The 21,081-nt window shown below is 45.4% G+C and carries 21 protein-coding genes; 13 read left to right on the top strand and 8 right to left on the bottom strand.

Going from position 1 to position 21,081, the window contains the following annotated elements:
* Nucleotides 1-85: 85 nt before the first annotated feature.
* A complete protein-coding gene (locus L1D23_RS06515; protein ID WP_239864918.1) occupies nt 86-838 on the bottom strand; it encodes a DUF1853 family protein in 753 nt (250 codons plus the stop codon).
* Nucleotides 839-952: 114 nt separating this feature from the next.
* Between L1D23_RS06515 and L1D23_RS06510 the strand changes: the two genes are divergently transcribed.
* On the top strand, nt 953-1,711 hold the full coding sequence (locus L1D23_RS06510; RefSeq protein ID WP_239864917.1) for a Nif3-like dinuclear metal center hexameric protein: 759 nt from the start codon (nt 953-955) through the stop codon (nt 1,709-1,711).
* Nucleotides 1,712-1,782: 71 nt separating this feature from the next.
* On the opposite strand, the gene L1D23_RS06505 is transcribed toward L1D23_RS06510, so the two are convergent.
* Nucleotides 1,783-3,072 carry a citrate synthase gene (locus L1D23_RS06505; protein WP_239838327.1) on the bottom strand — a complete coding sequence of 430 codons (1,290 nt, stop codon included), beginning with the start codon at nt 3,070-3,072 and terminating at the stop codon, nt 1,783-1,785.
* Between the two features lie 396 nt (nt 3,073-3,468).
* Between L1D23_RS06505 and sdhC the strand changes: the two genes are divergently transcribed.
* The 8 genes from sdhC (at nt 3,469) to sucD (ending at nt 13,101) form a co-directional block, all read left to right on the top strand.
* The gene (gene sdhC / locus L1D23_RS06500; RefSeq protein WP_006959581.1) at nt 3,469-3,861 is read left to right on the top strand and encodes a succinate dehydrogenase cytochrome b556 subunit; all 393 of its coding nucleotides are present in this window, start codon (nt 3,469-3,471) and stop codon (nt 3,859-3,861) included.
* Nucleotides 3,855-4,199 carry a succinate dehydrogenase, hydrophobic membrane anchor protein gene (sdhD, locus tag L1D23_RS06495; RefSeq protein ID WP_239838326.1) on the top strand — a complete coding sequence of 115 codons (345 nt, stop codon included), beginning with the start codon at nt 3,855-3,857 and terminating at the stop codon, nt 4,197-4,199. Before sdhC ends, sdhD begins: the two co-directional genes overlap by 7 nt.
* Entirely contained in the window at nt 4,200-5,966 is a 1,767-nt protein-coding gene (gene sdhA / locus L1D23_RS06490) for a succinate dehydrogenase flavoprotein subunit (RefSeq protein ID WP_239838325.1), read from the top strand.
* A gap of 14 nt (nt 5,967-5,980) precedes the next feature.
* Nucleotides 5,981-6,691, top strand: coding sequence for a succinate dehydrogenase iron-sulfur subunit (locus L1D23_RS06485; RefSeq protein WP_239838324.1), 711 nt, complete (start codon nt 5,981-5,983; stop codon nt 6,689-6,691).
* Nucleotides 6,692-6,784: 93 nt separating this feature from the next.
* Nucleotides 6,785-9,625 carry a 2-oxoglutarate dehydrogenase E1 component gene (gene sucA, locus L1D23_RS06480; RefSeq protein WP_239864916.1) on the top strand — a complete coding sequence of 947 codons (2,841 nt, stop codon included), beginning with the start codon at nt 6,785-6,787 and terminating at the stop codon, nt 9,623-9,625.
* A 28-nt stretch (nt 9,626-9,653) separates the two neighbouring features.
* Nucleotides 9,654-10,862 (top strand): 2-oxoglutarate dehydrogenase complex dihydrolipoyllysine-residue succinyltransferase, encoded by a 1,209-nt coding sequence (odhB, locus tag L1D23_RS06475; RefSeq protein WP_239864915.1) that lies wholly within the window; start codon nt 9,654-9,656, stop codon nt 10,860-10,862.
* Nucleotides 10,863-11,062: 200 nt separating this feature from the next.
* Nucleotides 11,063-12,229 (top strand): ADP-forming succinate--CoA ligase subunit beta, encoded by a 1,167-nt coding sequence (gene sucC, locus L1D23_RS06470; protein ID WP_006959569.1) that lies wholly within the window; start codon nt 11,063-11,065, stop codon nt 12,227-12,229.
* On the top strand, nt 12,229-13,101 hold the full coding sequence (gene sucD, locus L1D23_RS06465) for a succinate--CoA ligase subunit alpha (RefSeq protein WP_006881309.1): 873 nt from the start codon (nt 12,229-12,231) through the stop codon (nt 13,099-13,101). Before sucC ends, sucD begins: the two co-directional genes overlap by 1 nt.
* A gap of 75 nt (nt 13,102-13,176) precedes the next feature.
* Here sucD and L1D23_RS06460 read toward each other — a convergent pair whose 3' ends face one another.
* Nucleotides 13,177-13,467 (bottom strand): hypothetical protein, encoded by a 291-nt coding sequence (locus L1D23_RS06460; protein WP_239864914.1) that lies wholly within the window; start codon nt 13,465-13,467, stop codon nt 13,177-13,179.
* Nucleotides 13,468-14,020: 553 nt separating this feature from the next.
* Between L1D23_RS06460 and L1D23_RS06455 the strand changes: the two genes are divergently transcribed.
* Nucleotides 14,021-14,539 (top strand): GNAT family N-acetyltransferase, encoded by a 519-nt coding sequence (locus tag L1D23_RS06455; protein WP_239838320.1) that lies wholly within the window; start codon nt 14,021-14,023, stop codon nt 14,537-14,539.
* Here L1D23_RS06455 and L1D23_RS06450 read toward each other — a convergent pair.
* Together L1D23_RS06450 and L1D23_RS06445 are read right to left on the bottom strand one after the other, a co-directional pair.
* Nucleotides 14,487-14,786, bottom strand: coding sequence for a DUF3301 domain-containing protein (locus L1D23_RS06450; protein ID WP_239838319.1), 300 nt, complete (start codon nt 14,784-14,786; stop codon nt 14,487-14,489). The genes L1D23_RS06455 and L1D23_RS06450 overlap by 53 nt on opposite strands.
* Before the next feature lie 3 nt (nt 14,787-14,789).
* Entirely contained in the window at nt 14,790-15,827 is a 1,038-nt protein-coding gene (locus L1D23_RS06445) for a DUF3549 family protein (RefSeq protein WP_239864913.1), read from the bottom strand.
* 75 nt (nt 15,828-15,902) lie between these two features.
* On the opposite strand from L1D23_RS06445, the gene L1D23_RS06440 reads away from it, so the two are divergent.
* Both L1D23_RS06440 and truC read left to right on the top strand, forming a co-directional pair.
* Nucleotides 15,903-16,217 (top strand): YqcC family protein, encoded by a 315-nt coding sequence (locus L1D23_RS06440; RefSeq protein ID WP_239838317.1) that lies wholly within the window; start codon nt 15,903-15,905, stop codon nt 16,215-16,217.
* Nucleotides 16,217-16,939, top strand: coding sequence for a tRNA pseudouridine(65) synthase TruC (gene truC / locus L1D23_RS06435; RefSeq protein WP_239864911.1), 723 nt, complete (start codon nt 16,217-16,219; stop codon nt 16,937-16,939). The genes L1D23_RS06440 and truC overlap by 1 nt, the downstream gene beginning before the upstream one ends.
* Before the next feature lie 76 nt (nt 16,940-17,015).
* Here truC and dxs read toward each other — a convergent pair whose 3' ends face one another.
* Genes dxs through xseB form a run of 3 tightly spaced genes read right to left on the bottom strand, consistent with a single transcriptional unit; the run spans nt 17,016 to nt 20,050 of the window.
* On the bottom strand, nt 17,016-18,881 hold the full coding sequence (gene dxs, locus L1D23_RS06430) for a 1-deoxy-D-xylulose-5-phosphate synthase (protein ID WP_239864910.1): 1,866 nt from the start codon (nt 18,879-18,881) through the stop codon (nt 17,016-17,018).
* 19 nt (nt 18,882-18,900) lie between these two features.
* Nucleotides 18,901-19,785, bottom strand: coding sequence for a (2E,6E)-farnesyl diphosphate synthase (gene ispA, locus L1D23_RS06425; RefSeq protein ID WP_239864909.1), 885 nt, complete (start codon nt 19,783-19,785; stop codon nt 18,901-18,903).
* 22 nt (nt 19,786-19,807) lie between these two features.
* Entirely contained in the window at nt 19,808-20,050 is a 243-nt protein-coding gene (gene xseB / locus L1D23_RS06420; RefSeq protein ID WP_239838313.1) for an exodeoxyribonuclease VII small subunit, read from the bottom strand.
* A 262-nt stretch (nt 20,051-20,312) separates the two neighbouring features.
* Between xseB and pomA the strand changes: the two genes are divergently transcribed.
* Nucleotides 20,313-21,077 (top strand): flagellar motor protein PomA, encoded by a 765-nt coding sequence (gene pomA / locus L1D23_RS06415; RefSeq protein WP_045974729.1) that lies wholly within the window; start codon nt 20,313-20,315, stop codon nt 21,075-21,077.
* Nucleotides 21,078-21,081: the final 4 nt, after the last annotated feature.

The raw sequence follows: 21,081 nt of genomic DNA, 5'->3' as shown, positions 1-21,081 counted from the left end.
ATACTTAAGCTAAAGAAAGGTTGACCTAGTGTCAGCCTTTTCTTTTTTAGGATCTTTTAATGTGTAGAGAATTGCGTTTCATTGACTATCCGTAAGGCCAGTTGTTTGGGACCACAAACCAAAATTGCCCTTGCTCAGTCTGAGCATGAACAAATCGGCCATCAGGTTTGTCAATTTGCTGCTCAAAGTGTTGTTTGCCGGTTGCCCAGAACGGTTTGTCTAGTAGGTATAGAGGCTCGTTAATGAGCTCCCACTGACTTTCATAACACCAAAAACCCGATATTTGGGTTGTATCGATCTCATAGCCTAAACAGTGTGTAGGAATGGTCTCGCTTGAAAATGGATTAATATAGAGCCGCCCCTGAAGCAGGAGATGCTCAGTTAAATTGTCTAATTCAGGGTACTGAGATGAAAATTGCGTTGAACTACTCATTTTTAATTGATGAGAGAGCATACGATCAAGTTTCTTATCCAGCTGGTCGTGTGCGTTAGGGCCGTACCAAACACCTTGGTGCAATAAATAGAATTTAATTGCGACTTCCCAGTGCTCTAATTGATTCGAGCTTTCATTTTTCAAAATCAGATCGATAGCCCCGAGTGTCTGGCCGTTTTCCCTATGGAGTTGAACTTCTTCTAGCTTGATAGAATATTGGCCACTGTTGACGAGAACCTGGGTACATAAATGTTGGTATAGAAAACCGAGTCTAGGGTTGCCTTGGTAATGCAGTTCAGTTAGAGGGCTTTTTGGCAGAGTCTGCAGAGACTCGAATGGCGGAGTTAGTACGAATAGAGATGGTGAAGAGGCAATCCAGTTATAAAATCGTTGAAGTTGGTTCATCTCTAGTCCTTAAAAACAAAAGCTTAGCGCTATTGTAACCGCAACGGTTTGAAACTAGCATCCCTTATATAGTTACAATACACTTTGCACATAGTGAAGTCACTGGAAGTTAAAATGAAAAACATACAGTTGGAACAGATCCTCAATGACAAACTTTCTCCTCACTTGATTAAAGATTATGCGCCGAATGGGCTTCAAGTTGAGGGGAAATCAGAGATCAAGCGCATAATTACAGGTGTCACAGCATCCCAAGCGCTGATCAATAAAGCGATTGAGATGAAAGCCGATGCAGTGCTGGTTCATCATGGCTATTTTTGGAAAGGTGAACCTGAACCTATCCGAGGTATGAAAGGAAATCGTATTCGAAGCCTGATTAAAAATGACATTAACTTATTTGGCTATCATTTACCCTTGGACATTCACCCGGATTTAGGCAATAACGCAGAATTAGCTCGACTACTCGATATTGAAGTCGAAGGAGGATTAGAGGGACACCCTCAGTCTGTTGCTATGTTTGGGCGGCTTAAACAGGCCATGTCGGGTACTGAGTTTGCTAATAAGATAAATCAGGTTCTTGAACGTGTACCACTTCATATTGCACCAGAAAATACCGATAAAATGATCGAAACTGTAGGCTGGTGCACGGGAGGAGGGCAGGACTTTATCGAGTTGGCCGTTCAGCATGGTTTAGATGCATTTATATCAGGTGAAGTATCTGAACGAACGACTTATACAGCAAGAGAAATGGATATCCATTACTTTGCAGCTGGACATCATGCAACAGAACGTTACGGGATAAAAGCGCTGGGTGAGTGGTTAGCCAAAGAGCATGGTATGGATGTCGAGTTTATTGATATTGACAATCCAGTGTAACGTACAGTGAATTATCAATCTAAAACAAAAAGGGCTGACACATTGTCAGCCCTTTTGATATTGAATCTACATTATTCACGCTCATGAAGAGGTGAGAATTCACGCTGTACTTCACCAGTGTAAAGCTGACGTGGACGACCGATACGGTTAAGTGGATCACTGTGCATTTCATTCCAGTGTGCAATCCAACCGATGGTACGTGAAAGTGCAAAGATTACCGTGAACATAGAAACCGGAATACCAATCGCTTTCAGAATGATACCTGAGTAAAAGTCTACATTCGGGTAGAGCTTCTTAGAAACGAAGTACTCATCAGACAGAGCAATACGCTCAAGTTCCATTGCAACATCCAGTAGTGGATCGTCAATGTTTAGTTCTTTCAGAACGTCATGACAGGTTTCACGCATCACGGTTGCGCGTGGGTCGTAGTTCTTGTAGACGCGGTGACCGAAGCCCATTAGGCGGAATGGGTCATCCTTGTCTTTAGCACGATCAATGTACTCAGGAATGTTGTCGACACTGCCAATTTCTTCCAGCATCTTCAGACATGCTTCATTAGCACCGCCGTGTGCAGGTCCCCATAGTGATGCGATACCCGCGGCAATACATGCGAATGGGTTAGCACCGGAAGAACCAGCTAGACGCACTGTTGATGTTGAAGCGTTTTGCTCGTGGTCTGCGTGAAGAGTAAAAATCTTGTCCATTGCACGTGCAACGACTGGGTTGACTTCATATTCTTCACATGGGTTAGCAAACATCATGTGCAAGAAGTTTTCAGCGTAGCTTAGGTCGTTACGTGGGTAGATAAATGGTTGACCGATAGAGTATTTATAACACATAGCCGCAAGAGTAGGCATCTTCGATAGAAGACGATAGGCCGTAATTTCACGGTGAGTGTCATTATTAATGTCTAGTGAGTCGTGGTAGAAGGCTGCGAGAGCGCCAACCACACCACACATAACTGCCATCGGGTGAGCATCTCGGCGGAAGCCGTGGAAAAAGCTCGCGATTTGCTCATGTACCATAGTATGGCGCGTGACAGTGACTTTAAATTGCTCGTATTGTTCTCGTGTAGGGGCTTCACCATAAAGAAGGATGTAACATACTTCTAAGTAATCAGCGTTATTTGCTAGCTGATCAATAGGATAACCGCGGTGTAAAAGAATGCCTTTGCCACCGTCGATGTAGGTGATTTGAGATTCACAGGATGCAGTGGCAAGAAAACCTGGGTCAAAAGTGAAATATCCATTTGCTCCAAGCTTACGAACGTCAATTACAGGAGTACCAAGGGCACCTTCCATAATTGGCAGTTCGATAGGCGCTTGACCTTCAACATGAAGGGTCGCTTTCTTATCTGCCATAACAATCTCCTTTGTTTATTATTTAATCCGTCCAGGATGTTTGTGTGACATTTTTGTACGTGTGTTCGTTATCAAAGTCAATTTTTCTCCTCCGACTTGTGCACTTGTTTTGATTTTTTATACGTATAAGGTTAAAAATCTGTTCTGTGTAGCAAAAATTGTTACATCAATTGTGCTAAAATGTTTCCAGCCGTATAGTGGCGCCGTAAATTTTGGTGGAAACCTTATAAATTCAAGGCTTGAAACAAATGTGAGGTGACGTTTCAAATCTTGTTGTTAACAAATATTTTACAAATTTACTCCGGTTTTTTGCCCGCTTGTTGTTAAATAGATGTTAACTTTTGTAGGTTTGCAATCAAATTTCGTTCATAACAATAAATGCTTCAATGGAGCTGAGTGAGCAAGCCCGTGAAAGAAAGAAAGTCAAGACCTGTTAATTTAGATTTGCAGACTATCAACTTTCCGATCACAGCAATCGCATCTATCCTGCACCGAGTTTCAGGTGTAATTACGTTTGTCGCGATCGGGATACTTCTTTGGTTACTATCCATTTCCCTGTCTTCCCCTGTAGGTTACGCACAAGCTGTCGATATTGTTGACGGTTTCTTTGTGAAATTTATTTTGTGGGGCATTTTGACGGCTTTGGCCTACCATATCGCTGGTGGTATCCGTCATTTGCTGATGGACCTAGGTCATTTTGAAGAGCTGGAATCTGGCGCTATGAGCGCTAAGGTTGCATTCGCAGCAACGGCCGTTCTGTCTGTACTTGCGGGGATTCTGGTATGGTAAAACACATTTCATCTTTTGGTCGTAATGGTGTGCACGATTTCCTACTGATCCGTGCGACAGCAATCATTATGACGCTTTATACTATCTATCTGGTGAGCTTTTGCGCGTTCTCAGATATTTCTTACGTATCCTGGACTCAGTTCTTCGGTGGCACTTTTACTAAAGTGTTCACTATGCTTGCGTTGGTATCGGTTCTTATCCACGCTTGGATTGGTCTATGGCAAGTTCTTACGGACTACATCAAATGCACGAAATTACGCGGATTCCTGCAATTAGGCATTATCGCAGTGCTATTTGGTTACTTCTTCTCTGGTCTATTTATTCTGTGGGGTGCGTAAGTGTCTATTCCAGTTCGCGAATTTGATGCCGTTGTAATCGGCGCAGGTGGTGCAGGCATGCGTGCTGCGCTACAAATTTCTGAGCAAGGCCTGACTTGTGCTTTGCTATCTAAAGTATTTCCTACTCGTTCTCATACTGTGTCTGCCCAAGGTGGTATTACTGTCGCACTAGGCAACTCACACAAAGATAACTGGCAGTGGCACATGTACGACACTGTTAAAGGGTCGGACTACATTGGTGACCAAAATGCCATCGAGTATATGTGTAAGAACGGGCCTGAGTCTGTTATCGAACTGGAGAAAATGGGTTTGCCATTCTCTCGCTTTGATAATGGTACTATCTACCAGCGTCCTTTCGGTGGTCAGTCTAAAGAGTTTGGTGGTGAGCAAGCGGCTCGTACTGCTGCTGCTGCAGACCGTACCGGTCACGCACTGCTTCATACGCTTTACCAACAAAACGTTAAACACAAAACGACCATTTTCTCTGAGTGGTACGCACTAGACTTGGTGAAAAACCAAGACGGCGCGATCATGGGTTGTACAGCGATCTGTATGGAAACCGGTGAGATTTGTTACTTCAAGTCTAAAGCAACCATTCTTGCTACTGGTGGAGCTGGCCGTATTTATGCTTCTACGACGAATGCTCACATTAACACTGGTGATGGCGTTGGTATGGCGCTTCGTGCTGGTGTTCCGATGCAAGATATGGAAATGTGGCAGTTCCACCCAACCGGTATCGCTGGTGCGGGTGTGCTTGTGACCGAAGGTTGTCGTGGCGAAGGTGGTTATCTACTCAATAAAGACGGCGAGCGTTTCATGGAACGTTATGCACCTAACGCGAAAGACCTTGCTGGCCGTGACGTAGTTGCTCGTTCAATGATGATTGAGATCAGGGAAGGTCGCGGATGCGATGGTCCATGGGGTCCTCATATTAAGCTTAAATTGGACCACCTAGGTAAAGACGTTCTTGAGTCTCGTTTACCAGGTATCTGTGAGCTTTCGCGTACCTTTGCGCATGTTGACCCTGTGAAAGAACCAATCCCTGTTATTCCAACCTGTCACTACATGATGGGTGGTGTACCAACTCAAGTTTCTGGCCAAGCAATTAAGCAGTTGGCTGATGGCAGTGAAGCGGAAGTTCAAGGTCTATTTGCTTGTGGTGAGATTGCCTCAGTTTCTGTACACGGTGCGAACCGTTTAGGTGGCAACTCTCTACTTGATCTAGTGGTATTTGGCCGCGCGACAGGTCTACACCTTGGTGAAACTCTTGCTGCACAAGTAGAAGCTCGCCCTGCAACAGAGTCTGATATTGAAGAGTCACTGGCGCGCACTATGCGCTGGGAAAACAGCACTGGTGGTGAAGACCCAGTTCAAATCCGTAAGGACCTACAATCCTGCATGCAAAACAGCTTCTCGGTATTCCGTGAAGGTGACGCAATGGCAACGGGCCTTGAGGAACTGAAAGTCATTCGTGAGCGTCTGAAAGATGCGCACCTTGCAGATAAGTCATCTGAATTCAACACTCAGCGCATTGAATGTCTAGAGCTGGATAACCTGATGGAAACTGCTTTCTCAACGGCAGTGGCTGCAAACTACCGTACTGAAAGCCGTGGCGCTCATGCTCGCTTCGATTACCCTGAGCGTGATGACGAGAACTGGTTGTGCCACTCAATATATAATCCGGAAACGGAAGCAATGACGAAGCGTGATGTCAACATGACGCCAGTTCATCGTGAAGCGTTCCCGCCAAAAGTACGTACATACTAAGGGAGGAATAAATTATGAAACTGAACTTCTCTTTGTATCGTTATAATCCTGATGTCGATAATAAGCCTTACATGAAGGACTACGTTCTTGAGGTTGATGAAGGCTCTGACATGATGGTATTGGATGCCTTGATTCTTTTGAAAGAGCAAGATCCAACAATTGCATTTCGTCGCTCTTGTCGTGAAGGTGTATGTGGTTCTGACGGCCTTAATATGAACGGTAAAAACGGTCTCGCATGTATTACCCCACTTTCTGCGTTAGCGGGTGACAAAATCGTTATTCGCCCGTTGCCTGGCTTACCCGTGGTTCGTGACTTAATTGTTGATATGACGCAATTTTATGACAATTACGCGAAAGTGAAGCCATTCTTGATTGATGATGATGCTTTACCGCCATCGCGTGAAAACTTGCAGTCTCCAGATGAGCGAGCTCACCTTGATGGACTTTACGAATGTATCATGTGTGCATGCTGTACGACGTCATGCCCATCATTCTGGTGGAACCCTGATAAATTCATTGGTCCTGCTGGCTTGCTAGCTGCGTATCGCTGGCTAATCGATAGTCGTGATACAGCGACAGATGAACGTCTGTCAAATCTTGATGATGCATTTAGCGTTTTCCGTTGCCATGGCATCATGAATTGTGTAAGTGTTTGTCCTAAGGGACTAAACCCAACGAAAGCCATCGGTCATATCAAGACTATGCTGGTTAACCGTTCGGTTTAAATTTATAAAAAATTGCCGGCCACCTTGGTGGCCGGCTCTTAATAGCTCGGCGTAGACCGAAGCAAACGTGAAAACTACTGGTTAAGGGAAAATATGCACAACGGCGTGATGAAGGCATGGCTCGAGTCTTCACACTTGGCTGGCGCCAATGCAACTTATGTAGAAGACCTCTACGAACTGTATCTAAGTGATCCCGATCTGGTAAGTGAGGAGTGGAAACGTGTGTTTGATGGCTTGCCTAAGCCTTCAGAAGAGGTAGCTGAACAGCCTCATTCACGTGTCCGTGACTACTTCCGACGACTCGCTCAAGAAACAAAGCATTACAATGTCCAAGTTAGTGATCCAGATGTCGACGCTAAGCAAGTAAAAGTTCTTCAACTTATTAACGCATACCGCTTCCGCGGTCATGAAGCTGCAGAACTAGACCCACTTGGTTTATGGCAACGCCCAACTGTGGCGGAGCTAGACCCAGCATTCCACAATCTCACCGAAGACGACTTTGAAGAATCATTCAATGTAGGTTCTTTTGCAATTGGTCAAGACACCATGTTGCTGAAAGATATCTATGCCTCTCTGAATAAAATCTATTGTGGTTCCATCGGTGCAGAATACATGCACATGACAAACACTGAACAAAAACGTTGGATCCAGCAACGTTTAGAGTCAGTTGTAGGTCAGCCTTCTTTTACTAAAGAAGAAAAACAAGAGTTTTTAGAAGAGCTCACTGCTGCTGAAGGATTGGAACGTTACCTCGGGGCCAAATTCCCGGGTGCGAAACGTTTCTCACTTGAAGGTGGTGATGCGCTTATTCCAATGACAAAAGAACTGATTCGCCATGCTGGTAAAAACGGTATGCGTGAAGTGGTCATTGGTATGGCGCACCGTGGGCGCTTAAATATGCTGGTCAATGTTCTAGGTAAAAAACCTCAGGACTTGTTTGACGAGTTTGCGGGTAAACATGATGAAACATGGGGTACGGGAGACGTTAAGTACCACCAAGGTTTCTCTGCTGATTTTGCAACGCCAGGTGGCGATGTTCACCTTGCGCTAGCGTTTAACCCTTCTCACCTTGAAATTGTCAATCCTGTTGTTATTGGTTCTGTCCGTGCTCGACAAGATCGCCTCGGTGATAATGAAGGCAATACGGTGTTACCTATCACGATTCATGGTGACTCAGCGGTAGCAGGTCAGGGTGTTGTTGCTGAAACCTTCAATATGTCCCAATCTCGAGGGTTCCGTGTTGGTGGTACAGTGCGCATTGTTGTCAACAACCAAGTAGGCTTCACGACTTCCAATCCGAATGATACTCGCTCGACCATGTACTGTACTGATATTGCCAAAATGGTACAGGCGCCGATTTTCCACGTGAATGCAGACGATCCTGAAGCGGTGGCTTTCGTTACGCGTATTGCACTGGATTACCGAAATGAGTTCAAGAGCGATGTGGTCATTGACTTGGTTTGTTACCGTCGCCACGGTCATAACGAGGCGGATGAGCCAAATGCCACTCAGCCTTTGATGTATCAGAAGATCAAAAAGCATCCAACGCCTCGTAAGCTTTATGCTGACGTATTGATTGAGCGTGGTGATTTTGGCATTGATACTGCTACACAATTAGTCAACGAATACCGTGATGCATTAGATCGTGGTGAAGTGGTCGTTAAAGAATGGCGTCCAATGGCATTGCACTCTGTAGACTGGTCTCCGTATTTAGGTCATGACTGGGATGTTAATTGGGATAGTACCTTCGATAAAGGCCGCTTGGTGGAGCTAGGGCAGCGAGTTTGTCAATATCCTGAAAGCCACAAACTACAAAGTCGTGTTAATAAGCTTTATAACGATCGTATGGCGATGGTTGCGGGTGAAAAAGCGATTGACTGGGGGATGGCTGAAACGTTGGCATATGCGACCTTGGTCGATGATGGTAAACGTATTCGTATTTCTGGTCAGGACTCCGGACGTGGTACTTTCTTCCATCGTCACTCCGTGCTTCATAACCAGACTGATGCCAGCACTTACGTTCCCTTAGCGAACATCCATGACAAACAAGGCCCTTTTGAAGTATACGACTCCGTATTGTCTGAAGAGGCGGTTCTGGCATTCGAATATGGTTATGCTACAGCAGAACCAAGTGGTTTGACTATTTGGGAAGCCCAGTTTGGTGATTTTGCTAACGGGGCTCAAGTGGTGATTGACCAGTTCATTTCCTCAGGTGAGCAAAAGTGGGCTCGTTTGTGTGGTTTGACTATGCTTCTTCCACATGGCTATGAAGGACAGGGCCCAGAGCACTCTTCTGCGCGTCTAGAGCGTTACCTTCAGTTATGTGCTGAACAAAACATGCAGGTTGTTGTGCCATCGACTCCGGCTCAGGTGTACCACATGATTCGCCGTCAGGTTGTGCGACCTATGCGTCGACCTCTTATCGTTATGTCTCCTAAGTCATTACTTCGCCACCCTCTTTGCACTTCAACGCTTGAAGAGTTATCGGAAGGTACATTCCAGCCAGCGATTGCTGAGATTGACAAACTGGATCCTAAGAAGGTGAAACGAGTTGTTTTCTGTTCAGGTAAGGTTTACTTCGACCTACTGGAACAGCGTCGCAATAATGAGCAGGAAGACGTTGCGATTGTTCGTATTGAACAGCTTTACCCATTCCCATTGGATGAAGTTAAAGCGGCCATCGAACAATACACTAATGTAGAAGATTATGTCTGGTGTCAGGAAGAGCCTCAAAACCAAGGCGCTTGGTACTGTAGCCAACACAACTTCCGTGCTGCTATTCCGGCAGGTGCCGATCTTAAGTACGCTGGGCGCCCAGCATCGGCCTCACCTGCAGTCGGTTACATGTCAGTACATTTGAAACAACAGAAAGCGTTGGTCGAAGACGCCTTAACTGTTAATGAAAAGAACGTGAATACAAAAACTTCAGATTAAGAACTAGAAGTTAAAGGAAGAAACAGATATGACAATTGAAATTCTGGTTCCAGATTTACCTGAATCTGTTGCGGACGCGACAGTCGCAACATGGCACAAACAACCAGGTGACGCGGTCGAGCGTGATGAAGTTCTGGTTGACATTGAAACTGATAAGGTGGTTCTTGAAGTACCAGCTCCAGAGGCAGGCGTTTTAGAGGCCATCGTCGAAGAAGAAGGTGCAACAGTACTTTCAAAGCAACTCATCGCTAAGCTTAAGCCAGGTGCGATTGCTGGAGAGCCAACGAAAGACACAACAGCAGAGTCTGAAGCCTCTCCTGATAAACGTCATAAGGCATCGCTGACAGAAGAAAGCAATGATGCACTTAGCCCGGCAGTTCGCCGTTTACTCGCTGAGCATGGTCTAGAAGCGAGCCAAGTGAAAGGCACTGGTGTTGGCGGTCGTATCACTCGTGAAGATATTGAAGCGCACCTTGCAAATGCAAAATCTGAGTCTAAAGCTGATGCACCTGCTGCAGTAGAAGTTCCAGCAGCTGCTCGCAGCCAGAAGCGTGTTCCAATGACTCGTTTACGTAAAACAGTTGCAAACCGTCTTCTAGAAGCGAAGAACAACACGGCGATGCTGACGACGTTTAACGAAGTCAATATGAAGCCAATCATGGACCTTCGTAAGCAATACAAAGACCAATTCGAAGAGCGTCATGGCATTCGTCTAGGTTTCATGTCTTTCTACGTAAAAGCGGTAACTGAAGCACTAAAACGTTACCCAGAAGTCAATGCTTCTATCGATGGTGATGACATTGTTTACCACAACTACTTCGACATCAGCATGGCGGTTTCTACGCCTCGTGGCCTAGTGACCCCAGTCCTCAAAGATTGCGATACGCTAGGTTTTGCTGATATCGAAAAAGGTATCAAAGAGTTGGCGATCAAAGGTCGTGACGGCAAGTTGACAGTAGACGAGCTAATGGGTGGTAACTTTACTATCACTAACGGTGGTGTATTTGGTTCACTGATGTCTACGCCAATCATCAACCCGCCGCAATCAGCGATTCTTGGTATGCACAAGATCCAAGAGAGACCAATGGCTGTTGATGGCAAAGTAGAAATTCTACCTATGATGTATCTTGCACTTTCTTACGATCACCGTTTGATTGATGGTCGTGAGTCAGTTGGCTTCTTGGTGACCATCAAAGAGCTACTGGAAGATCCAGCACGTCTACTGCTTGATGTGTAATTAACTCAGGCACTGGATTGATTTTGGTTATTTGGTGCCTAAAGTTTCTTGGCTGAGCAAGCTCAACGCTCAGCCTTCATATGAAGCGTTAGTTGTATAACTAGCGATTTATTTGAGAAGACCCTACAGACGTTAGGTCGTATCGACCAAAGCGTCATGGACATAATAATCCCTCAAGGGAAAACAAACGGAATATCAAAATGAATTTGCATGAATACCAAGCCAAACAGCTGTTTGCAGAATTCGGTTTGCCTGTACCGGAAGGCTATGCGTGTGATACCCCTCAAGAAGCTTTCGAAGCTGCGGGACGCATTAGCACAGAGAAAAAAGTTGTTAAATGTCAGGTTCACGCTGGTGGTCGCGGTAAAGCGGGCGGCGTTGAACTCCATGACACGAAAGATGGCGTAAAAGAGTTTGCGCAAAAATGGCTAGGTAAGAACCTGGTAACTTACCAAACAGATGCAAATGGTCAGCCTGTTACAAAAATCCTTGTAGAAGAAGCGTCTAACATCGCTAACGAACTTTACCTTGGTGCGGTTGTTGACCGTGCAAGCCGTAAAATCGTTTTCATGGCTTCAACGGAAGGTGGTGTTGAGATTGAGAAAGTTGCGGAAGAAACGCCGGAGCTAATACACAAAGCTGCGATTGACCCATTGGTTGGTCCTCAAGCTTATCAAGGTCGTGAACTTGCGTTCAAACTGGGCCTAGCGGGTGATCAAATCAAACAGTTCGTTAAGATCTTCATGGGTCTTGGCACTATGTTCGCTCAGTACGATCTAGCACTACTAGAAATTAACCCCTTAGTTGTTACTGGTGAAGGTAACCTGCTTTGTCTAGATGGTAAGATTAACATCGATTCAAACGCAATGTACCGTCAGCCTAAGCTACGTGAAATGCACGATCCTTCGCAAGAAGATGAGCGTGAAGCACATGCTGCTCAGTGGGAACTGAACTACGTAGCACTAGACGGCAACGTTGGCTGTATGGTTAACGGTGCAGGTCTAGCAATGGGTACGATGGATATCGTAAACCTACACGGTGGCAAGCCAGCTAACTTCCTAGACGTAGGTGGCGGCGCGACTAAAGAGCGTGTAGCAGAAGCATTCAAGATCATCTTATCTGATGACAATGTAAAAGCAGTACTAGTTAACATCTTCGGTGGTATCGTGCGCTGTGACATGATCGCTGAAGGTATTATCGGTGCCGTTAAAGAGGTAGGCGTAAGCGTACCAGTAGTTGTTCGTCTAGAAGGTACTAACGCAGACCTAGGTCGCGAAGTTCTTGCTAATTCTGATGTTGATATCATTGCTGCTGAGTCGCTAACTGACGCAGCTCAGAAAGTTGTTGCTGCTGCGGAGGGCAAATAATGTCTGTACTAATTAATAAAGACACCAAAGTAATCTGTCAGGGTTTCACTGGTGGTCAAGGTACTTTTCACTCTGAGCAAGCTATCGCATACGGTACACAGATGGTTGGTGGTGTATCTCCAGGTAAAGGTGGTCAAACTCACCTAGGTCTTCCTGTATTCAACACTGTACGTGAAGCAGTAGAGGCAACTGGCGCAACTGCAACCGTTATCTACGTTCCTGCACCTTTCTGTAAAGATGCAATCCTAGAAGCGATTGATGCGGGTATCGAACTTATCGTAACCATCACTGAAGGTATCCCAACGACAGATATGATCGACGTGAAAGTGAAGCTAGAAGAAACTGGCGTTCGCATGATCGGTCCTAACTGTCCAGGTCTAATCACTCCTGATGAGTGTAAGATTGGTATCATGCCTGGTCATATCCACAAGAAAGGTAAAGTAGGTATTGTTTCTCGCTCTGGTACTCTAACGTATGAAGCGGTTAAGCAGACTACAGATGAAGGCTTTGGTCAGTCGACTTGTGTTGGTATCGGTGGTGACCCAATCCCAGGTTCAAACTTCATTGATATCCTAAAACTGTTCCAAGAAGATCCAGAAACTGAAGCCATCGTAATGATCGGTGAGATCGGTGGTACAGCAGAAGAAGAAGCGGCGGCGTTTATCAAAGAGAACGTGACTAAACCTGTTGTTTCTTACATCGCTGGCGTTACAGCGCCTCCAGGCAAACGTATGGGCCACGCTGGTGCTATCATTTCTGGTGGTAAAGGTACAGCGGAAGACAAGTTTGCAGCTCTAGAAGCGGCAGGCGTTAAGACAGTGAAGTCTCTAGCTGATATAGGTAAAGGTCTACGCGAAGTGACTGGCTGGTAATACGGCACGTTATAGACTAAAAAGGCTTGGCGCAATGCCAAGCCTTTTGTTTTATTCTACTGTTATTTGCTTCAACTACTTCTGAGACTCAATTTTTGCTTCCAGTTTGATTAGCCTTTTGGTTAAATCTGCGACTTGTTTTTCCAGCTGCGCAATTCGATCACTTTCACCGTTTGCTTTGGAGGCAATTTCAACCTTCGGGACACGGTTAGCGCTTTTCCAGCTCTTAATTGTCGTTATCAGTGCTGGCATGGGAACGACAGTACTTAGGCGCGCTTTTACGAGAGCAACGGTAGGCTCTTTTCCCTCTTTTTGGAGCTGTTCTAAAACTTCCCTAAGCTCTTGGCTAACATCTTGAGTAAGCATACAAACCTCCGTGAACTCACTTTATACAATCATACTCAACAGATGTATTGAATGCGAATGGAAAATATAGAGTACTAACGTGCGAGATCGCTTACATTGCATGTAGGAAAAAACATCTAAACTTACACTAAATAGGTGTTTTTTTATTTTATATATATGATTCTTATATAAAAATATTAAATAACTTAATTAAAAAACAGATGGATTGCTGTGTAGTAGATTGTATTCACATTGGAATCCGATAATTTATTTACTTGTCGGATGGAGCTGATACGGAACATGAATATTCATGGGTCTGAGAGCACGAGAAGCATATCGTGGTAGAGTTGAATATAAAGTTCAAGGATTGATACAAATAAGACAGTAGCCTTGATTTCTGTAATGTCGAGGCATTTATTTAACCTTAGACACCGCTCACACTAACAACGTCAAAAATAGCAACTTAGATCAATAACTAAGCTTATCTGTTGGTATAAATTTTCGGCTTGTTTCCAACCAAGAAACAAAAGAATTTCCCCGTCATGAAAGGGGGCGCTGTCTATAAGGATATGTTGTGACTATCGTAACTCGCCGAACATTACTGGTGCCATATAATGACACCCTGCAGTCTGACTTTCTGATGCTGAACTGCTGCGCTAAAAACAGAGCAGAAATGAACGGCCCTCATACTGTTTCGTCAGCTAAGCAACTTTTCCAGAAGGTGCTTCATGATCATACCATCCACGCTTTGGCTGTGTTAGATAGCCGCTCACGTGAATACATGGGTCATGTGTTTATTTATCATCTAGATACTTTGCCTGAACTTGGTTACCTATTTGATAAAGCATATTGGGGGCAGGGCTTTGCTAGTGAGGCTTTGAAGGCTTTTTTCCCCAAAGTAGTGCGTGATCTTAACTTAGAGAGAGTGGCGGCAACGGCGAATACTGACCATATACCGTCGATCCGAATTCTAGAAAAGCTAGGTTTTGAGCTATGTGCGCAAAAAACAGATATGTTTGGGCCATATAATGAGTATGTGTTCACATCCGATGGGGTGGTAGATCGACCTTCATCAATTGAAAGCCTTGCATAATTAGCCTTCCCTGATAGCAGTCGTCACCGAGTGACGAGAATTCAAACTGATACACAGAATGCCAACGCCAACGTCCATCTGGCGTTTTGAGCTTGTGACCTTTGAGCGCTACACTGACTAGCTGCAGATCCAACTGTTTACATTTGTTAATAGCAATTGTCTTGGCGAGTTCTGCTTGCCTGCGTTGCTGCCAAAACAAAAAACAGCCGAAAGCAAGGGCCAGAATTGCGAAAAGGTCACCTAACATTTCTTAACCTTTCGTGGCTTGTTGAAGACGAACTAGCGCTTGGGCAAGCTCTGGCGATGGTGCTGAGTGCAGCAACGGCAGTAAGACCATTCGTAATTCAGGTAACATGACGAGATCAGCAAACAGCTGATTGAACAGTGCTTGATTACCTGTCTGAGCAAGACGAAGGAGAAATTGCTCTGCGTGTTTAGGTGTTGAAAGGAGATGCCAGCTCCGCCCAGCGACACCAATTAAAACTTCTTGATGGCTCAAGCGTGGTGAGGCTAGGATTTTCTCAAGTAAAGCAGTGGAGTATTGGGGGCGAGCACCTGATAAGGCTCGAGTCAGCGCACCGATGAGGAAAATGTCAGGATCGTTGCTTTCGATTTGTTCCATGGCCAATTCTTGTAAACGCTCAGCCAACTTATCCGGTAGAGAAATATGTTCCAATGCGCCCAGTAAAGCGTAAAGAGGCTCACTTGGAAGGTGTTTCAGTGCTTTGCGCAGGTTCACGCCATTTTGATCTTGCCCTAGACGTGCACACATATCGGTCACGCCCTGTAAGCCCACTGTTTGCCATTTATCCCAGCCTAACCCTCCCGAGAAGTAGTGCTGAGCATGTTCATAGTATTGGCTACATGGTAAATCGAGTTGTGCTCTAATTTGGCTATGGAAAACGGCCATTTTATCTTCGGCAGGTTTGAAGGTATATGGGTTGTTGGACAGCTTTTGTTGCTGCTCTTCACTCATCTCTTGGCTAAGGTGAGTGCCCATAGCTTCAACCACATACTTGATGAAATTGCCGACATCTGCCTGCTTGAGAAGCCCTCGTTCATCGAGTTCGAAATTTAGAAACCATATCCACGGTTGATTGTGCTCGTTCCAGTAAGCAATCGCGAGATGTGCTTTACGCTGCAGAGGGTAAGGGTAGGGTTGCAGGCCTTTTTCGACATCCGCGAAAACGTGGCTGTCAATAAGCTTGATACGACGTCCGAGATCGTAAACCTGATATTGACATTGGCTATTAACGAGTAACTGGGTGAGAGTATGAATAGTGTCCATGACAGAATAGTCCTAACTTTCTTTCCTCTATAGATGGTACCCTTAAGCCCAATTTCAAGGTTTTCCTCTAGTTTTATGACCAAAGAACAGCAATTAGTGCCACTTTTGGAGCAGTTACCTACTCTGATGCAAGAACTCACATTGTGGCAAACCCAAATGCCGGATACTAAGGCGCTACAAAGCACGCAGCCCTTTGCGGTAGATACATTAAAACCCGAGCAATGGTTACAGTGGATATTTTTACCCAAAATGACGGTTTTGATTAAAGAGGGAGTGCCGTTACCTCAGGGATTTGCTATCGCTCCTTATTTTGAAGAGTCTTGGAAAGGAAGAAGAGAATATACCCCTTTGCTTGCTTTACTCAGAACGATCGATGAGGTTTGTGCTTGATGTTGGACATTGTTTTTAGAGATGAGTACTTTGTTGCTGTCAACAAACCCGCCGGGATGTTGGTTCACCGCAGTTGGTTAGATAAACACGAAACTCAGTTTGTGATGCAGACACTGCGTGATCAAATTGGTCAGCATGTTTTTCCACTGCATCGACTTGATCGGCCTACCTCTGGTGTGCTGATGTTTGCTCTGTCGAGTGAAGTGGCATCGCAAGTGATGCCTATGTTTGCCAACCACGAAATGGTCAAGACCTATCACGCCGTTGTGCGCGGTTGGATTGAAGAGGCGGGACGATTAGATTATGCCTTAAAAGTTGAGCTGGATAAGATAGCCGATAAGCATGCCAGCCAAGATAAGGAAGCCCAGGAGGCGATCACCGATTATCATCCATTGGCTAAAACAGAGATCCCTTACTCTACAGGAAAGTTTCCCACGACTCGCTACTGTTTGATGGAATTAAAGCCACTAACAGGGCGTAAGCATCAGCTCAGACGCCATATGGCCCATCTTCGCCATCCTATCGTTGGTGATACGACTCATGGTGATGGTAAACACAATAAGCTGTTTAGAGAAGTGTATAAATCCCATCGTTTGCTTCTGCATGCATCAAACCTTGAGTTTGTGCATCCGTTTACTCATCAGACAGTCCTTATAAACGCCAAGGTTGATGACACATGGCAGAATATTTGTGATGAATTTGCTTGGCAGATGCCGGATTAGAATTGAAAAAGGCCCTCAATTTGATTGAGGGCCTTTTGTGAGTAGTAAAATGCACATTAATGAATGTAAAGGAACGCTATTTACTCATATAGCTGCGAATGGATTGCTCGATACCTTGCGCATCCAATCCTAATTCTTCATGCAGCTCGTCTTGCGTACCCTGAGCAATGAATTTATCTGGCAGGCCTAGATTCAACACTGGTTTGAGCAATTTCTCTTGCATCATAAATTCAATGACACCTGCGCCAGCACCACCTGCAATGGCATTCTCTTCTAGTGTGACAATGACATCATGCTCTTTGACGAGTTGTTTGATGAGTTCTTCATCTAGCGGTTTGACAAAGCGCATGTCCGCAACAGTAGCATTAAGTTTTTCTGCCGCTTCGAGAGCATTACCTAAGAAAGTACCGAAGTTAAGAATCGCCACCTTTTCACCTTTACGGACGACTCGGCCTTTACCTATTACTAATGCAGTAAAATCTTGCTCAATTTCTGTTCCCATACCGCTTCCACGAGGGTAACGTACAGCACTTGGCCCAGTGTGCTTGTGGCCGGTATAGAGCATTTGGCGGCATTCATTTTCGTCGCTAGGTGCCATAATAACCATGTTTGGTATACAGCGCATAAAGCTCAGGTCGAACGCCCCTTGATGGGTTTGACCATCGGCTCCCACTAATCCTGCACGATCTATAGCAAACATCACAGGTAGGTTCATTATCGCGACGTCATGAATAAGCTGATCATAGCCACGCTGTAGGAAAGTGGAATAAATTGCGACAATCGGGTGGTTACCGGCAATTGCCATTCCAGTCGCCAGTGTTACGGCATGTTGCTCAGCGATTGCCACATCGAAGTATTGCTGCGGATACTCCTTAGAAAAGCGAACCATACCCGAGCCTTCACGCATGGCTGGTGTAATGGCCATTAACTTAGGATCCTGAGCCGCCATATCACACAAGAAATCACCAAAAACTTTGGAGAATGTTGGCTTGCTTCCGTTACTTTTCGGGAGAGAGGTATGAGCGGGATCGAATTTCGGCACACCGTGATAACCAATAGGATCTTTCTCTGCAGGCTCGTAGCCTTTGCCCTTTTTGGTCATAATATGAAGGAATTGTGGGCCTTTTAGCTCACGCATATTTTTCAGCGTTTTAACAAGCTCATTGACATCGTGACCGTCGACTGGGCCAATGTAGTTAAAACCAAGCTCCTCAAACAAAGTGCCAGGCACTACCATGCCTTTAAGGTGCTCTTCTGTACGACGAACCAGCTCTTTAATCGGAGGAACGCCAGATAAAACTTTCTTGCCCCCCTCACGAATTGAGGTGTAGAGGCTGCCGGAAAGGACCTGAGCTAAATGATTGTTCAGGGCGCCGACGTTCTCTGAGATGGACATCTCGTTATCGTTCAGCACTACCAGCATATCTGAGTGTACATCGCCAGCATGGTTCATCGCCTCAAACGCCATGCCAGCAGTGATTGCACCGTCACCAATGACGCTGACAATCTTGCGGTTCTCACCTTCTTTCTCTGCGCTTATCGCCATGCCGAGCGCAGCACTGATCGATGTTGAAGAATGCCCGACAGACAGCGTGTCGTACTCGCTCTCTTCTCGCCAAGGGAAAGGGTGAAGTCCGTCTTTCTGACGAATAGTAGGCAGTTGGTCACGGCGGCCAGTCAAAATTTTATGTGGGTACGCTTGGTGGCCGACATCCCAGACTAGTTGGTCAAAAGGGGTGTTGTAGACATAGTGAAGCGCCACAGTGAGTTCCACTGTGCCTAAACCTGATGCTAGGTGGCCACTAGACTGGCTAACCGAGTTCAACAGATAAGTACGTAATTCGTCACATAGCTTAGGTAGTGCTTCTTTAGGAAGACTACGCAATTCGTCTGGGGTATTTGCCAGAGCCAGTGTTGGATATTTTGAAATATCAAGAGTCATATAAATGCGCGCTTTTAGTTTAGTTCTTGCGCTCGATGACGTATCGGGCGAACTCTTCGAGTAATTCTGTATTGTATGGGATAGCTTCTAAAGCTTGAAGAGCTTCCGTTAACAGAGTGTGAGCTTTGTTAATAGCACCTTCTAATCCTAGCAGAGCTGGGTAGGTGCTTTTATCTAATTCCTGATCAGAGCCCTGAGGTTTACCTAAGGTTTCTGTATCACTGATAATATCTAAAATGTCGTCTTGAACCTGAAACGCTAGGCCAATGGCATCAGCATAAATATCAAGCTGGGGTAATATATCGCTCCCTTTTGGGCCTGCGGCTAGTGCCCCGAGCCTGATAGCACACTTCATTAGCGCCCCTGTTTTGTTGCGATGAATCGTTTCCAGATCCGACAATGACACTTTTTGCCCCTCAGCAGCTAAATCCAACGCTTGGCCAAGGCACATACCGTTTGCACCGGAAGCTTCCGCCAGTGCTTTTATCATTTTGATACGGTTAGTTTCAGCTTCAGGGTTCAATTTTCCATCTGCGAGAATGGTAAATGCCATCGTTTGTAGCGCATCCCCTGTCAGGATGGCCGTTGCTTCGTCAAATTTAATGTGACAGGTGGGTTGGCCGCGACGCAATTCATCATCATCCATTGCTGGCAGATCATCATGAATGAGTGAATAAGCATGAATGCACTCAATCGCGCAAGCTGGTGTATCGAGCTCTTCCAGTTCACAACCCAGCATTTGGCCTGTGATGTAAACAAGGAAAGGGCGTGCGCGTTTACCGCCTAGTAACAGGCCATAACGCATAGCTTCAATCAGAGGCTGTTCCTGATGAGGAAGGTGGTTAAGCCAGCGCTCTAATTGCTGATTATTTCTTTGTTGTAGAGAGGTTAACGCCTCAAGCATAGGAGCGATTCTTCTGTGATAATTATTCTGGCTGAGACGTGAACTCGGACAGTGGAGTTTCGTCATCATTTTGAAGCAAAATGCTGACACGCTGCTCAGCGTCGTGCAGCTTACTCTGGCCTTCTCGGGCGAGTGCGATGCCGCGTTCAAACTTTTTTAGTGCGTCATCAAGAGCCAGATCACCGTTTTCAAGGTGCTCAACAATGGAATCGAGTTCTTCAATTGCTGCCTCAAAGGACATGTTTTCAGGTTTCTTGCTCGCCATAATATTTCTACATTTGAAAAGATGCACGAAAGTTACCTTAGCAGGTAATGATGGTCAAATTTAACCGAGGAAAATTGACAGAAAAATCGAGCTCGCGCGGTCAATATTCTCTTTCGAGGTCACGTCATGGCTTTAGTCTAGTTTACTCTGTCGTCATAACATCTATATTTGTGTGAGTGCGATACCAATAAAACACTAAAGATCTGAAGGTGTTGCCGATATAATTTAACAGAAGCTTAAAAGATAGCATGAGGAGTGCTTTGTGGATTTAGCAACGCTAATAGGGCTCATTGGCGGCTTTGCTTTTGTCATCATGGCGATGATTTTGGGCGGAAGCATAATGATGTTCATCGATGTGACCTCCATTCTTATCGTCGTTGGCGGCTCAACCTTTGTTGTCCTAATGAAATTTACTATGGGGCAGTTTTTCGGTGCGGCTAAGATTGCGGGCAAAGCTTTCATGTTTAAAGTCGATGAACCGGAAGATCTGATTGCTAAAGTGGTCGAAATGGCAGATGCGGCACGTAAAGGTGGGTTTCTGGCACTTGAAGAAATGGAAATTACCAATAACTTCATGCAGAAAGGCATTGATTTGTTGGTCGACGGTCACGATGCCGATGTTGTACGTGCAGCACTACAGAAAGATATTGTCCTGACGGATGAGCGCCATGACTTTGGTGCGAGTGTTTTCCGTGCGTTTGGTGACGTTGCTCCTGCTATGGGCATGATAGGGACATTGGTTGGCCTAGTTGCCATGTTGTCGAATATGGATGACCCGAAAGCCATCGGCCCAGCAATGGCCGTCGCACTTTTGACGACGCTCTACGGTGCGATCTTATCTAACATGGTATTTTTCCCGATCGCAGATAAATTGTCACTGCGCCGTGATCAAGAAAAACTCAATCGTCGCTTAATCATGGATGGTGTACTGGCTATTCAGGATGGGCAAAACCCACGCGTTATCGACAGCTATCTGAAGAACTACCTCAATGAAGGTAAGCGCGCTCTTGACGTAGATAACGAGTAAGGTC

Origin of the sequence: Vibrio sp. Isolate24, assembly GCF_022398215.1 — a bacterium.
GTDB classification, from domain to species: Bacteria; Pseudomonadota; Gammaproteobacteria; order Enterobacterales; family Vibrionaceae; genus Vibrio; species Vibrio coralliilyticus_A.
This window is presented reverse-complemented; position numbering and strand designations above follow the sequence as displayed.